We start from the raw sequence: 15611 nt of genomic DNA on the forward strand, positions 1-15611 counted from the left end.
AATTGCCTATACTTCAAGCTGATAATGTAGAAAAAATTAAGTTTGATTCTAGTTTATGCAAAGAGCAAGAGAAACTTTTTTACTATAAATTTAATATAATTCCTTGGCAAAAATTAAATGATACTACTTTTTTTATGGTTGAAGACACAAGCCGAGATATCAACCGTTGGGTCGAAGCTCATTACGGTATTGACTATGTATTAATAAAAGTGGATAGCGAACAGATTTTAAATCTTCTTAACTCGCACTTTGGTATTTCAGAATTTGCAAGCAACTACTTATATTACAAGAATGCTAATTTTTCAGCTAAAAGCATTAAACTAAGCTCAATATTTTTTGCTTCTTTCTTTATTGTAACTTCAATTTTAACACTAACAGAGAAATATACATATTTTGCTTTGATGTTGATATTTATAATCGGATGTTCTAGTTATTTATTCAAGTTTATAGCTACAATTTTTAACTTATGTGAAACCTCCAACCAAAAAGTGGATTATAGTAAGCTGAATGAAGAAGATTTTCCTATATATACTATTTTATTGCCTGCTTTTAAAGAAAGTGCAGTGATAGAGCAATTAATCGAAAGCATTGAAAGTTTGGATTATCCAAAATCGAAATTAGATGTGAAGCTTCAGGTAGAAAGTGATGACCAGGAAACGCTAGCAGCTATAGAAAAGTACACTTTACCACAGTATTTTGAAGTAATAAAAGTGCCTCACTCTTTGCCTAGAACAAAAGCCAAGTCATGCAATTATGCTATGAGCTTTGCTAGAGGAAAGTATGCAGTAATATATGATGCGGATGATAAACCAGACCCATTGCAGTTAAAAAAAGCACTGATTGAATTTAATAAGGGCGACGATAAGCTTGCCTGTGTAAAGGCAAGGTTGAATTACTATAATTATGATCATAATTTTCTGACAAAATCCTTTTCTCTGGAGTATATGAACTGGTTTCAATACTTATTGCCTGGATTCCAAAAAATGAACATGCCAATGCCTTTGGGTGGTAGCAGTAATCATTTTTCAGTAAAAATTCTAAAAAAATTGTTTTTCTGGGATGCTTATAGTGTTACCGAAGATGCTGACCTTGGTTTGAGACTTGCGCAAATGGGATATAAAACCAGGATGATTGACTCAGAAACATTGGAAGAGTCACCAATTGCTGTATTTGCTTGGATTAAGCAAAGAGCGCGCTGGATCAAAGGCTATATGCAAACTTATATTGTTCATTTAAAAAATATAAAGTCACTTTATAAACACACTGGATTTAAGGGAATTTTGCTATTGAATCTTTTTGTTGGCTCTGCAGCTTTTATATTTTTTACTACTCCATTTTTACTGCTTTCATTGATATTAACTAAAGTTTTAAATGAATTATTTTTGTACTACTTTGTAGTGGTATACGTTACTAACCTGATTCTTTTGGTAATAGCTGTCAAACAGCAAAAGATGCCTTTTTATTTTTATATAGTATCGATATTTTTTCCGGTCTATAGTCTGCTACATAGTGTTGCAGCTTTTCTTGCCTTATGGGAATTTATTCTTTACCCTGAGCGATGGAACAAAACTCAGCATGGTTTATGGAATCAAAACCTGTAGCTATTTGGCTTTTTCTCTGCTGTATTATGGTAATTCTCATGGTGGGGATTGGTGGATTTACCAGACTTTCAAAAGCAGGATTGTCAATCACGGAGTGGAAACCCATCACTGGAACATTGCCACCACTGAGTGGACAAGATTGGCTACAAGAAAAATTAAAATATGAAACTACACCTGAGTATAAAGCATTCAACTATGGTATGAGTATGGAGGAATTTCAGGCTATATACTTAATAGAATATGTACACAGATTGGTTGCAAGACTAACAGGTTTAGTTTTTGTCCTGCCATTTATATATTTTACATTAAGAAGAAAAATATCTAAAAAGGTAGTAATAAGGCTATTTGTGGCATTATTATTTGGAGCTTTACAAGCTTTTGCTGGTTGGTATATGGTTAAAAGTGGTTTAGTAACTGAACCTCATGTTAGCCACTATAGGCTTGCACTTCACTTATTATTAGCATTAATTGTCTTTGCATTATTGTCATATCAATTTTTTGATTACCAAATCAGGCCAAAGCAAACTAAACTTAAGATTAGTAGTGACACTATATACTACACAGGGATGATTTTGGCCCTAATTGTAATACAAATAATTTTCGGTGCGTTTGTTGCGGGATTAAATGCTGGTTTGATTTACAATACCTTTCCACTAATGGACGGACAAATCGTTCCAGAAGATTTATTTTTCTTACACCCTATATGGCTGAATATCTTTGAGAACAGAGCAACAGTGCAATTTATACATCGAGCACTGGCATTGCTAATACTAGCTTTGGTAGTAATACTCACAGTAAAAAATGCTAGCGTAAAACCGGTATATATTATGCTGCTCTCCGTTATCATTCAGATCATTTTGGGTGTAATTACTCTATTATTGCACATACCAATAGCCATTGCCATAGCTCATCAAGTGTTTTCATCTATCTTGTTTGGGTCAAGTTTATACTTCTTGTGTTATTTAAGAAAGCAGAGCTAATACTACATCACCAATCTGCACATTTTTTCCTTCTTGAACGAGAATATTTTTTATCACCATTGCTGCTTCAGCACATATGATATTTTCCATTTTCATTGCCTCCACCACAAATAAAGGTTGTCCTATTTCCACCTGATCTCCTATATTTACGTGCAACTTAACTAATAAGCCAGATATTGGGGATTTTACAGCATCTGCTGAAATCCCTTCTGTTTCATTATTTAGCATTAACCTACTTAATTCAGCTACATGAGGCTTAAATATACAACACTCAGCTTTCATGCCTGCATGTCTTATGAAGTATTTGCTGCCTTGTTTTTCTACTTTAAATGTTATATCAGCATCATCATTAATTGTAATATATAGTAACTTATGACTTGATTTCCACTTGCCTACTACAGAGTATGTATTGTGGTTATATACTGTTGTTAATATATTATCTTGATATCTTGCACTTACGGAGTACTCATTGTCATTTATATTCACTATGAATAAATCTCTTGCACGGTCACCTGCCATCCGAGTAGCTGATACTGGTGCCCCTTCTTTTTTACTAGATTCCAGTGTCACGCACTGGAATGACACCTGAGGTGTTTCATTCACTGCTTTATGATGGTACCTTTCTTCATTTTCCAAATGAACATATAACGCAGTGAAAATAAATATTTTAATATACTCCTCTGTAACAAAATCGCCGTGAAACCCACTAGGGTAATGGTCTGGAATGAATCTCGTATGGAGCTTTGCTGCAATAAAATTTGGGTGATGGAAGATGGATTCTAGAAATTCTATATTATTTGTTACTCCTTCTATATAGCATTCAGACAATGCTTTTTGCATTCTACTGATCGCTTCTACTCTATCTTTTCCATATGTTATAACTTTTGCAATCATTGAGTCATAGAACGTGCTAATTTCTGAACCTGCAGCAACTCCATCATCTATTCTTACATAATCATTTTCATCCGGTTTATCGTAATATTTTATTCTTCCGCTGGAAGGGAAAAATTTCTTCGATGGGTCTTCAGCGCAAATTCTACTTTCTATTGCAGAACCAGTAAGTTTAATATCATCCTGATTGAATCTCAATTTCTCTCCACAGGAAGTTCTAATCATTTCTTCTACTATGTCTATTCCAGTTATAAATTCTGTTACTGGATGCTCAACTTGCAATCTCGTATTTACCTCAAGAAAATAGAAGTTTTGGTCTTTATCTACAACAAACTCAACAGTGCCTGCTGAAAAATAGCCAACTTGCTTTGCCAGAGAAACACATTGGACATACATTTTTTGTCTTACTTCTTCACTAATGAATGGACTTGGCGTTTCTTCCATTATTTTCTGGTTATTCCTTTGTATAGAGCATTCTCTTTCTCCAAGACACACTATATTGCCATATTTATCTGCTATGATTTGTATTTCAATATGTCTTGGTAGTTCTATATATTTCTCTATAAAGATACTGCCATCCTTAAAACTTTTCTCTGCTTCATTTGTTGCTGATGTGAACGCTAGTTCAATTTCTTTTTTGGAATTTACAATTCGCATTCCTTTGCCACCACCGCCTGATGCAGCTTTAAGCATAACCGGAAAGCCAATTTCTTCAGCAACGATGGCTGCATGAGCGACATCTTTAATCTTGCCCATATATCCTGGTACTACATTTACTCTAGCCTTTCTTGCCTCTTCTTTTGCCGTTATTTTATTGGCTGTAACTTCTATTGTTTCTGCACTGGGACCGATGAAGTCTATATTATGTTTTTGAAGAGCACGTGGAAAATCTGGATTTTCCGCTAAAAACCCATAACCAGGATGAACTGCCTGTGCACCTGTTTCAACTGCTACCTCGCATATTTTTTCGATGTTTAAGTAACTGAGGCAAGATGGCGAAGGGCCAATATACCTCGACTCATCTGCTTGCCTTACATGCACAGAATTTATATCCGCATCCGAATATACGCATACACAAGATATATCCATCTTATGGGCAGTTCTGATAATCCTGCAAGCAATCTCTCCTCTGTTTGCTATTAAAATCTTACTGTACTTCTTTTCCGTCATCGTATCAGTATACTTTCTTAAGTTAAGAAAGTAAATTTCTATATCATTGCCTGCAAGTAATTTCTAGCTTCATCAAACACCCAAACCTTCTCCTGCAAGTTGTACATTAGTTTCCACTAAAGTGCTTTCGTTATGCAAGGCATGTATCTCGTTACATGCCTTAACTGACAGGTATGTGACTCCGCCAGAAGCTATTGCAACCATCGAGCTTAGTGCAAAAGTCTGAGAAGATAGATACAGAAAATATAAAGATAAACACAAGGCAGCAATACACGCTATAGCCCCTACTATATATAAACACAGGTGAAACTTCTGATTACATATAAAGCTGTCTTTTATGTCTGCGATTTGCTTAATTTCTTTCTGTTGTGCAGCATCTAAGTAATAAAGAGGAGTTTCCCTTTTCTTATTAAAAGCATGGTCTTTACTGCAGAGCGCATCTTTAATATATTTTTTATTACATTTGAGTTCCTCTTTCAATCTGCTTACTTCTTTCCGATCTCCAGCTTCTTCTGCTTTTGTAATTTTGTTATCAGCTTCCGTCTCTAAGTAATGCACAATCTCTTTTACTGCAGGCAGCAAAATCCCACTCCTTGCTGCTTCATGAAATGGATTATTTCCATATTCATTATGGGCAGTTACAGAAGCAATGTTCTTCCTGCAAATGTCTACAAATTTATCTTTTTTTGGTATTCTTGCAGCTAGATGCAAGAGATTATCTGCCCGTACTATTTGTTTTGTTTTATCAAAAGGGCCGGTGTAACGCCAACTGACAGTAGCTTCATTATCTGAAAGCAATTTTGCTATATCTACAAGTCCATCCATAACTCACCTCGCTATATTCAACCAATAATAAATTATACAACATAACTTATGAAAAACAAGTAAATCTTATCTCTCAGAATAAATAAATTCCACATTGTTGCAAGCATAAATTTTAGCTATCATCATTTACATTACTGTAATAGACAAATATGCCAGACGTAGTAACTAGATTCGCTCCATCACCAACAGGGTTTTTGCACATTGGAGGGGCTCGTACTGCTTTATTTAATTGGCTCTACGCGAGGCACCATGGTGGCAGGTTTTTGCTAAGGATTGAGGACACCGACAGAAAACGTTTAACACAAGAAGCAATTGATGCAATTATAGAAGGGCTAAAATGGCTCGGTGTGAGTTATGATGGAGAAATAGTATATCAGTCAAAAAGAATAGAGCGGCATAAAGAAGTAGCAAACCTTTTAGTTGAGAAGGGTAGGGCGTATCACTGTTACTGCCCTGAAGATGAAGTTGCAGAAAAGAAAATAAAAGCAAGAGAAGAGGGCAAGATATACAAGCATAAATGTACTACAAAACCTCCTTCTTGTCATCCCAGTGCTCGACACTGGGATCCAGAAAAAAATATTTGGTCACGCGCTGGAATGACATCGGGTGTGAGGTCAGTTATCCGTTTCAAAGTGCCAGACTCGCAAGAGATCGTCGTTGATGATAAAATATACGGCCAAATCAAAGTAAATAGCGACCAGCTTGATGATATAGTGATCTTACGCTCTGATAACACTCCAACATATATTTTCGCCGTGGTAGTTGACGATCATGATGCTGGAATAACTGATATAATACGCGGTTCTGACCATCTCACTAATACTTTTAAGCAATTGCTAATATACCAGGCTCTTGATTTTGATGTTCCACGTTTTGCACACGTACCGCTTATCCATGGGGAAGATGGGAATAAGCTATCCAAAAGGCATGGTGCCACAAGCGTTTGCGATTATGAAAAGATGGGAATATTGCCAAAAGCGATGCGTAATTACTTGCTGAGACTTGGCTGGAGTCACGGCAACGATGAGATTATTAGCGATGAGCAAGCAATAGAGTGGTTTAATTTAGAAAGTATTGGTCGTTCACCTGCACGGCTCGATTTCAAAAAACTGGAGCATTTGAATAACCACTATATTAGTAATATGAGCAATGAAGATATTCTGACTCTAATGCTTAGAGAAAATACTCTAACTGACAAAAAAAAGGGCTATTTACTGCAGGGACTGACAGAGCTGAAAAAAAGAGCAAACTACCTGACCGAATTATTGGATTTAGCAAAATTTTATATTCAAGATCCGCCACTTGATTTAAGTGAAGAAGCTTGTCAAATTGTCAAATCTAACCTCAATATAATTAAGTTACTCGCATCATTTCTGTCAAAGATCGGTGATGAAAATTGGAATAAGGGTTTTTTATCTTCTCAGATCAAGGAATGTGCAAAATCACATGATATGAAAATAAGCAGTGTATACCACTCATTACGTGCCCCTATAACTGGAGTAATGGATGCACCTGGAATCATCGATATCATGGTGATTCTTGGTAAAGACGAGTGTATAAGAAGGTTACAAGCAATTTAAATGAAATAAGAAAATTTCTTGACAAACTCCGCCAGCCCCCTTATTATGACAATAAGGGTATTTATGACTCAAAACTTGTTTTTGACCTGCAGGCTCAATGACAAAATTCAGTAAAAAACTCAGGGTATTTTTTGGCGGATTACATAAAATTATAGCGGCTGCATGTCTTTTTTATTTTTTCTACATTCAGCCAAATCGCGCTTATTTTAAGCGTTAGCACATTATTACAGCGCCACTTACAGTAATATAGAGTCAAAACTCGCACCACGGGGCTTCTTTTGCCTTTTTTTTCGTTTGGTAAATTTCTTAACGTTTGTAGCTAAACGACAACCGTCATCCCGCTACGTGTTAGCGGGATCTCTTGTTAGCGGATGAGATACCGCGAATGAATCGCGGTATGACGGTTCGCGGTGGAATGACGATAACTTCGTCATTCCGCTATGTGTTAGCGGCTAAGAGATACCGCAGCAGTATGATGGTTAAGTAGGGTGTCATCCCAGTGTCAAGCACTGGGATGACAAAAAAGGGGCTACTCGGATGACAAAAAAAGGAGCACTGGGATGACAGCTAGCCTGACAACCGTCATCCCGCTGCTTGTTAGCGGGATCTAGAGATACCGTGGCGGGATGACGAGGATGCCGCCGCGAACTTGTCATTCCAGCGCGTGACGCTGGAATCTAGTCTTTATTATGCAGCCACTTATTTAAAGTTAAGTTTCCTGGATCCAAGTAGTCAAGCTACTCGGATGACACCTTGACGATTTGAAGAATCGTCATCCCGCTACTTGTTAGCGGGATCTATGTGAGATACCGTGAATAAATCACGGTATGACGTAGAAGCTATACTTTTATACTCACCAGCTCAGTGTCCAATCTGGATCCAAGTAGTCAAGCTACTCGGATGACACCTTGACGATTTGAAGAATCGTCATCCCGCTACTTGTTAGCGGGATCTATGTGAGATACCGTGAATAAATCACGGTATGACGTAGAAGCTATACTTTTATACTCACCAGCTCAGTGTCCAATCTGGATCCAAGTAGTCAGGGCACTGGGATGACAGGGGAAGGAGGCTACTTGAATGACATCCTACCTTGTGGACTCAAATCACAACGTTCGTACAGTTATGGTGGTATGATATGGAAAAATCTCTAGCCATAAGACACAAAGCCTAATGGAAAAAACTGCGAACGCCAGTGAAAAACATAGCAATTTTATTTTCATTTGCAGCTTTTATCACATCTTGATCTTTCAGCGAGCCACCAGGCTGAATTATAGCTGTAATTCCATGTTTTGCACTTTCTACTATGCTATCTGGGAATGGAAAAAATGCATCTGAAGCAAGCACTGCACCTTTACATTTTTCACCTGCTTTTTTTACTGCAATGTTCACACTATCTATTCTGCTTGTTTGCCCTGCACCGATGCCAATAGCACAACCATCTTTTGCTATAACTATTGCGTTGGATTTCACATGTTTACATATTTTCCAGGCAAAAATAAGATCTTCCTTTTCTTTTTCTGTTGTAGTGCATTCTGTTACTTGTTCTGCTTTTATTGTGTGGTCATTATTTTCTTGCACCAAAAACCCACCAACAACATTTTTAGTTTGGTATTTCACATTTTGTTGGAAAGATTTATGAATAATCACTCTTAAATTTTTCTTTCTTTGCAAAATTTTTAGTGCTTCATTGCTGACTGAAGGTGCTATCACTACTTCCAAAAATATCTCGTTTAATTTTTCTGCTAGCTTTAAATCTATCTCCCGATTTAAAGCTACTATACCACCAAAACTGCTTACTTCATCACACGATAGGGCCTTTTCATATGCCTCCAAAGCATCATCACTAACAGCAGTGCCACATGGGTTATTGTGCTTTATTATCACTGCTGCAGGCTCTTTAAACTCAGAAATTATGTTAAGTGCGGACTCTATATCTACTATATTATTATAACTCAACTCTTTCCCATGTATTTTTTCTAGCGGATATTTGGTAAATTGATTACTATAAAATGCAGCTTTTTGATGGGGATTTTCACCATACCTGAGTTCTTGTACTTTATGTCCATATAGTGCAAAAAACTCTGGCAACTCATTATTTTTACTCTGGGATAAAAACCAACTGTGAATATTAGAATCATAGTGTGCAGTGAGAGCAAATGCTTTGGTTGCTAAATGTTTTCTATATTCCAATGTTGTTTCATTGTTATTTTTTATCATCTCAGCTTTCAGTGCTTCATAGTCTTGAATGCTAGAAATAACTGAAGTAAAACAAAAGTTTTTTGCTGCAGCTCTAATTAACGCCACTCCGCCGATATCAATTTGTTCTATAATTTGATCTTCATTTGAGCCGCTACTTACTGTCTCCCAAAATGGGTATAGGTTAGTTATAAGCAGGTCTATTGGCTCAACACCTAGATTTTGCATTTCCGTTTTGTGCTTTTCTCTATTGCAAAGTATTCCTCCATGAATTTTAGGGTGTAAAGTTTTTACTCTACCACCCAGTATCTCTGGAAATTGTGTGTAATCTGAGACCTCTTGTGTTTTTATTCCGGCATCAGATAGTGCTTTATAAGTATTTCCCGTTGAGAGAATTTCTATTTGTTGCTGCATTAAAAACGATGCAAGATCAATTATATTCGTTTTGTCGTATACTGATATTAAAGCTCTTTTTATTTTCATTTTTGTACGGAAAGTTTTTTAAGATTATATCTAAGAAAAGGAAATTTAGCTATTACATTTCTACACTAATTTAAAGCAGTCTATTCTATAAATTTTTTTACCATGCTTGATTTCAAGCCACGAATAAAATCTTCAATACTGCAAGGATTTCTCCCTTCCATTTGTACAACTTTAGGAATTAAAGTGCCACCTTTTAAACTTATGTGCATATTATCGTTAACAATCTTACCTTGTTCTGAAGCGAGAGCTTCAAAGTCAGCATCAAGTATCCTGATACGTTTATTCTCTATCTTGATGAACGCTTTTGGGTAAAACGCTTTAACCTTTCTATAAGCAACCTCACAAGCATCACTTGCATAAATTTTATAGTCTTCCACTTTGTCAGCGTAACATGCATCATTATCGTTCTGTTTTAAGGGAACCTGTTTTTCAATTTCGTTTAGCACTTTCAGCAGTAAATCACTGCCTAATTCAGACAATTTATCATGCAATGTCTTGTAGTTATCGTTCTTTTCGATAAGAAATTTTTCCTGTTTTAAAATAGGGCCGGAATCTAATCCTTCATCCAATTGCATAATGCTAACCCCGGTTTCTTGATCTCCTGCTAAAATTGTGTGCTGTATCGGAGCTGCACCACGCCACCTTGGTAGTAATGAAGGATGAATATTAATACAACCATATTTAGGAATATTCAAAATTTTTCTTGGAAGTATCAATCCATACGCAGCAACAACTGCAACGTCTGGTTTGAAATTTCTAAATTTTTCTTGCTCTGCCAAAAACTTTAGAGAGATAGGAGTACATACCTCTATGTTACTTTCTTCAGCGATAACATGTACTGGAGATTTCGTTGGCTTCTGTCCACGTCCTGAAGGTTTTGGAGCCTTGGTGTATACTGCTACTATTTCATTCTGTGATTTCAATAGTAAGTTTAGCGTACTAACAGCGAATTCCGGTGACCCCATGAAAATAATTCTCACGCTTTCAAGTGTTTTTGCTTTAAGAATTCTCCGCTAATTTACCACTTACAGCTTCTACTAATTTGGCAAAATCATCCTTATAATTAACGGCCATCTCAGCAAGAATTTTTCTATTTAAATCAATGCCGGCAAGTGTAAGACCATGCATAAACCTACCATAAGTAAGCCCATGCTCTCTTGCTGCTGCATTAATACGTATTATCCATAAGCTACGGAAATCACGTTTACGGGTTCTTCTGTCTCTGTAAGCATATTGCAATGCTTTTTCAACTCTTTGTAATGCAATTCTATAACAGCTTTTTGCACGTCCTCTATAACCCTTTGCCAGTTTCAATATTTTTTTATGACGAGCGTGAGTAGTGACTCCACGTTTTACCCGAGCCATTTTATTTTACCTCCATTTTGTTAAATATCATAAGGCATATAAAGCTTAACTATACGCGAGTCAGATTTACCAAGAATCGTTGTACCGCGCTGATTACGAATATTAGATTTACTTCTCTTTACCATGCCATGCCTTTTGCCTGACTGAGTAGAAATGACTTTACCCTTAGCTGTAAGGTGAAAGCGCTTTTTAACAGAAGATTTGGTTTTTAATTTTATTCTCTTCATATTCCAAATAAATTTACAAACACTACTATTGAGTTCTTTAATAGTAATTAAGCATTAGTATAAATAATTTTATTAAAGAATCAAATTAAAATTGTATATTAAAGGAGTTTAAAAGTAATTACGCCCAATATGTGTGTTATACCTTCTTTATTCCCAAGTGGCAACAATACTTGCCTCATTTTAACACTTTCACTTTCTTCCTCTTCATTGATTGGGCATTTACTCTCTATTACAGCATCAAGTTTATCAATAACTGCATCTATTTTATATAGTCGCAAAAATGGTGCATCAATTGCATACTTATTATCAATGCGCGTCTTTTTCTCAAAACCATAGAATTCAACAGCCTTTTCTCCTGCATTTTCACAAATATAACCTTGATCCTTGACTTCAATGATAAAACAATGCTGCCATGACTCCATTATTTCTGCAGTGTCTATTTCGTGCCTTTCTGGCCAATCTCTTTCTGGTCCTTTTATGTCACTCCAGTGCTCAGTTACCACATTTGCTATTCTTTTTTCTTTGCCTACATAAATTTCCATTCCAATTTCCACATATAAAACACAGATATGAGGTAAATTTATCGTGAATATATTGATTTTTCCTTACCACAAGGTGCATATCACTAGAAGTTCTGAGATCTAGAGAGTGGTGGTATTGTAATTGATTTTATTTCCATTGCAGCTTATTATTCATGAATAATCTCAATAAAAATAATGAAGTTAAGTGAAATCAGAGAAAGATTTATAAAATTTTTTATAAGTAATGGCCACGAACAGGTTTCTTCTTCTCCTTTGATTCCAGAACATGACCCAACACTCATGTTTACAAATGCTGGTATGGTGCAGTTTAAAAATATTTTTACTGGTGCTCAAAAAACTGAAATGAAACGTGCTGTCTCAAGTCAAAAGTGCCTAAGAGCAGGAGGTAAACACAACGATCTTGAAAATGTTGGCTATACAACTCGGCATCACACATTTTTTGAAATGCTCGGAAATTTTAGCTTTGGTGATTACTTTAAGGAAACTGCGATAGAATTTGCGTGGAAATTTATCACTAAGGAGTTATCTCTTGATAAAAACAGACTATCCATAACCGTCTACCATACTGATGATGAGGCGTACGAGATTTGGCGTAAGATAAGTGGCTTTTCAAGTGATAAAATCATAAGAATTGCAACGGACGATAACTTTTGGAGTATGGGAAGCACTGGTCCATGCGGTCCATGTTCTGAAATTTTTTATGATCATGGGAGTCCTAATTTACAAGACGACGATAGAATTGTTGAAATCTGGAATCTGGTATTCATGGAGTTTAACAAAGATGAAGAAGGTAATTTACACAAATTGCCAAAAAAATGCATCGATACTGGAATGGGTCTTGAGAGAATAGCTACTGTAATGCAAAATGTCCATGATAACTATGATATTGATCTATTTTCTGCTCTGATCAATAAATCTCAAGAGTACTGTGGAAGAACGGAAAATAAAATAGCGCATAAGATCGTAGCAGATCATCTTCGCGCGGCTGCATTTCTCATCGCAGAAGGAGTGCTTCCTGGAAATGAGGGCAGGAATTACGTATTACGCAGATTAATTAGGAGAGCCGCGCGTTATATCCACCTGCTTGGATATAATGATTCTCTACTCCATCGCATTTTTCCGGCGCTGATAGATAGCACGAGTTCGGCTTATATGGGAGATGTTTATCCTGAATTAGTCAGAGCCAAAAGCTTAATAGAAACGACGTTAAAATCAGAGGAAGAAAACTTTAAAGACACTTTGATGAAAGGTATCAATCTTCTGGAGAAATTCACTACAGATTTAAAATCGGGCGATACTTTACCTGGAGAATCAGCATTTAAGCTATATGACACCTATGGGTTTCCTTTGGATATTACACTTGATGTTTTAAAAGAGAAAAAAATAAATTTTGACCAGAAGGGTTTTGATAATGCAATGGGAGAACAAAAAGAGAGAGCACGTGCTAAATGGGCTGGATCTGGTGAAAAATCTGTTGAGCAAGTATGGTTTGATTTGATCAATAAATTTGGCAAAACAAAATTTGTTGGTTATGAGTTCAATGAAGTAAGTGATGCGAAAATACTAGCTATAGTTTCCTCTAAAAATGAAGTGATTGATTCTGCAAAGGAGGGAGAAAAGATAATCATTATACTTGATAAAACACCTTTTTATGGCGAGTCAGGTGGACAGGTGGGGGATACTGGCAGTCTGATCAAACCTGGTAGAAGTATTATTATAGTCGAGAATACCCATAAGGTTAATGACCTATGTTTGCACAGATGCATAGTTAAATTCGGCTCAATTTGTAAAGGTGATGTAGTTACAGCAAGCATCGACAAGGAAAGAAGGCAAACCTTAAGAAGAAATCATTCGGCTACGCATCTTCTGCACTTTGCATTGAGGAAAATCTTGGGTGATCATGTCACTCAAAAAGGTTCCCTAGTTGCACCAGATAGACTGAGATTCGACTTCAGCCATAACACTCAAGTGACTCAAGATCAGTTATTCTGGGTAGAGGATATGGTAAACTCTCTAATCAGAGAAAATCTTTCTGCATCTACAAAAATTCAAAGCATGAATCAGGCAATAGACGAAGGAGCCATGGCGTTGTTTGGTGAAAAATATGGTGATCAGGTTAGAGTTGTAAATATTGGAGATTCGAAAGAGCTATGTGGTGGCACGCACGTTGAACATACTGGAGAAATCGGTTTATTTAAGATAGTAACAGAAAGTTCTGTTGCTTTTGGAGTGAGGAGAATTGAAGCTTTAACTGGTCAGGAAGCAATCAATTATGTACGTGATAATGAAATTAACTTAAAAAAAGTTGCAGAATTCGTAAAAGTGCCAGTAAGTGAAATAACAAGCAGATTAAGTGTTTTAAGTCAAGAACACAAAAAATCCGAAACCAAAATAAGAAACCTATATAAAAAGCTTGTGAGTGCAGAGAATATAAAAAGCACTGAAATAAATGGAATAAATTTTATAAGCCACACTTTCACTGATATTCCAGCAAATGTGATAAGAGAGTTTGTTTTGCAGCAACAAAAACCAAAAACGGTAATAGCTTTCACGGCAACAGAAAAAGATAAAACAGTCTTGATTATTAAAGTAAGTAAAGACTTAATCAATAAGATTAGCGCAAAAGAACTAATATCAATAGCAGTTGAAAAGAACTGTGGTGGGAATGCTGAACTTGCACAAACAGGCTGTGATAGCAATAAAATAGATGATGCCATTACAGCCATTTATAGCAAAATAACCGCTTCTAAGCACTCTACATCATACCGCCGCGGTATCTCTTAGCCGCTAACAAGTAGCAACTGTTCTCCCTCGTCATACCGTAACGGTATCTCTAGATCCCGCTAACAAGCAGCGGGATGACGAGGTTATCGTCACATGCCGCCGCGAACCGTCATACTGCCGCAGATCGTCATACCGCGATTCATTCGCGGTATCTCATCCGCCAACACGTAGTGGGATGACAGCAGTCCTACGTCATGCCGCCGCGAACCGTCATACCGCCACAGATCGTCATACCGCGATTCATTCGCGGTATCTCATCCGCTAACACGTAGCGGGATGACAGCAGTCCTACGTCATGCCGCCGCGAACCGTCATACTGCCGCAGATCGTCATACCGCGATTCATTCGCGCGGTATCTCATCCGCTAACACGTAGTGGGATGACAGCAGTCCTACGTCATGCCGCCGTGAACCGTCATACTGCCGCAGATCGTCATACCGCGATTCATTCGCGGTATCTCATCCGCTAACACGTAGTGGGATGACAGCAGTCCTACGTCATGCCGCCGCGAACCGTCATACCGCCACAGACCGTCATACCGCGATTCATTCGCGGTATCTCTTAGCATAGATCCCGCTAACAAGCAGCGGGATGACGGTTGTAATGGTGTCATGAAAGTAGCTGACACTGGTTTCTATCCAAGAGGGTGTCATCCGAGTAGCTTGACTACTTGGATCCAGAAAACTTAACTTTAAATAAGTGGCTGCATAATAAAGACTAGATTCCAGCGTCACGTGCACAACTGTACGAACGTTGTGATTTTGGCCCATCAGGAGGGTGTCATCCCAGTGCTTGACACTGGGATCCAGGAATTTTAATTGTAAGTAAGCATACTGAGTTGATAAGTATAAAAGTAGCTAGAAAATAAACATTTTTGATGAGATTATATGGAAAACTGGATTCTAGTGTCAAGCACTGGAATGACAAGAAGAGGGTACTTGGATAAGAGGCATTGCCCTTCTGG

11 protein-coding genes are annotated in these 15611 nt (G+C 37.1%); 4 read left to right on the top strand and 7 right to left on the bottom strand.

The genetic code is table 11. From position 1 onward, the window contains the following. Positions 1–2: 2 nt before the first annotated feature. Entirely contained in the window at positions 3–1601 is a 1599-nt protein-coding gene (locus OOK87_RS06945; RefSeq protein ID WP_319803109.1) for a glycosyltransferase family 2 protein, read from the top strand. Then, the gene (locus OOK87_RS06950; protein ID WP_264688426.1) at positions 1583–2581 is read left to right on the top strand and encodes a COX15/CtaA family protein; all 999 of its coding nucleotides are present in this window, start codon (positions 1583–1585) and stop codon (positions 2579–2581) included. Before OOK87_RS06945 ends, OOK87_RS06950 begins: the two co-directional genes overlap by 19 nt. Here OOK87_RS06950 and OOK87_RS06955 read toward each other — a convergent pair. Beyond that, positions 2564–4642, bottom strand: coding sequence for an acetyl-CoA carboxylase biotin carboxylase subunit (locus OOK87_RS06955; protein WP_264688427.1), 2079 nt, complete (start codon positions 4640–4642; stop codon positions 2564–2566). The genes OOK87_RS06950 and OOK87_RS06955 overlap by 18 nt on opposite strands. A 72-nt stretch (positions 4643–4714) precedes the next feature. Then, on the bottom strand, positions 4715–5467 hold the full coding sequence (locus OOK87_RS06960) for an ankyrin repeat domain-containing protein (RefSeq protein WP_253309461.1): 753 nt from the start codon (positions 5465–5467) through the stop codon (positions 4715–4717). Between the two features lie 149 nt (positions 5468–5616). On the opposite strand from OOK87_RS06960, the gene gltX reads away from it, so the two are divergent. Further along, a complete protein-coding gene (gene gltX, locus OOK87_RS06965; RefSeq protein ID WP_264688428.1) occupies positions 5617–7047 on the top strand; it encodes a glutamate--tRNA ligase in 1431 nt (476 codons plus the stop codon). 1170 nt (positions 7048–8217) lie between these two features. Here the strand turns inward: gltX and purH are convergent. The 5 genes from purH to OOK87_RS06990 all read right to left on the bottom strand — a co-directional run bounded on the left by purH (position 8218) and on the right by OOK87_RS06990 (position 11863). After that, the gene (purH, locus tag OOK87_RS06970) at positions 8218–9729 is read right to left on the bottom strand and encodes a bifunctional phosphoribosylaminoimidazolecarboxamide formyltransferase/IMP cyclohydrolase (RefSeq protein ID WP_264688429.1); all 1512 of its coding nucleotides are present in this window, start codon (positions 9727–9729) and stop codon (positions 8218–8220) included. A gap of 80 nt (positions 9730–9809) precedes the next feature. Then, on the bottom strand, positions 9810–10709 hold the full coding sequence (fmt, locus tag OOK87_RS06975) for a methionyl-tRNA formyltransferase (protein WP_253309457.1): 900 nt from the start codon (positions 10707–10709) through the stop codon (positions 9810–9812). Positions 10710–10728: 19 nt separating this feature from the next. Then, on the bottom strand, positions 10729–11094 hold the full coding sequence (rplT, locus tag OOK87_RS06980; RefSeq protein ID WP_064125369.1) for a 50S ribosomal protein L20: 366 nt from the start codon (positions 11092–11094) through the stop codon (positions 10729–10731). 20 nt (positions 11095–11114) lie between these two features. After that, on the bottom strand, positions 11115–11321 hold the full coding sequence (gene rpmI, locus OOK87_RS06985; protein WP_253309456.1) for a 50S ribosomal protein L35: 207 nt from the start codon (positions 11319–11321) through the stop codon (positions 11115–11117). A 98-nt stretch (positions 11322–11419) separates the two neighbouring features. After that, positions 11420–11863, bottom strand: a complete 444-nt coding sequence (locus tag OOK87_RS06990) for a PAS domain-containing protein (protein ID WP_264688430.1) — start codon at positions 11861–11863, stop codon at positions 11420–11422. A gap of 174 nt (positions 11864–12037) precedes the next feature. On the opposite strand from OOK87_RS06990, the gene alaS reads away from it, so the two are divergent. Beyond that, positions 12038–14647: an alanine--tRNA ligase gene (alaS, locus tag OOK87_RS06995; RefSeq protein WP_253309454.1), complete on the top strand. Its 2610-nt coding sequence runs from the start codon at positions 12038–12040 to the stop codon at positions 14645–14647. Positions 14648–15611 lie beyond the last annotated feature (964 nt).

The sequence above is a fragment of the Wolbachia endosymbiont (group A) of Sympetrum striolatum genome (assembly GCF_947250715.1).
Lineage (GTDB): Bacteria > Pseudomonadota > Alphaproteobacteria > Rickettsiales > Anaplasmataceae > Wolbachia.

What these genes read in the sequence shown, in the direction of transcription:
- OOK87_RS06960 (WP_253309461.1), bottom strand. Translation starts at nt 5,467, where the DNA reads ATGGATGGACTTGTAGATATAGCAAAATTGCTTTCAGATAATGAAGCT.
- OOK87_RS06950 (WP_264688426.1), top strand. Translation starts at nt 1,583, where the DNA reads ATGGAATCAAAACCTGTAGCTATTTGGCTTTTTCTCTGCTGTATTATG.
- OOK87_RS06990 (WP_264688430.1), bottom strand. Translation starts at nt 11,863, where the DNA reads ATGGAAATTTATGTAGGCAAAGAAAAAAGAATAGCAAATGTGGTAACT.
- alaS (WP_253309454.1), top strand. Translation starts at nt 12,038, where the DNA reads ATGAAGTTAAGTGAAATCAGAGAAAGATTTATAAAATTTTTTATAAGT.
- OOK87_RS06955 (WP_264688427.1), bottom strand. Translation starts at nt 4,642, where the DNA reads ATGACGGAAAAGAAGTACAGTAAGATTTTAATAGCAAACAGAGGAGAG.
- rplT (WP_064125369.1), bottom strand. Translation starts at nt 11,094, where the DNA reads ATGGCTCGGGTAAAACGTGGAGTCACTACTCACGCTCGTCATAAAAAA.
- gltX (WP_264688428.1), top strand. Translation starts at nt 5,617, where the DNA reads ATGCCAGACGTAGTAACTAGATTCGCTCCATCACCAACAGGGTTTTTG.
- purH (WP_264688429.1), bottom strand. Translation starts at nt 9,729, where the DNA reads ATGAAAATAAAAAGAGCTTTAATATCAGTATACGACAAAACGAATATA.
- rpmI (WP_253309456.1), bottom strand. Translation starts at nt 11,321, where the DNA reads ATGAAGAGAATAAAATTAAAAACCAAATCTTCTGTTAAAAAGCGCTTT.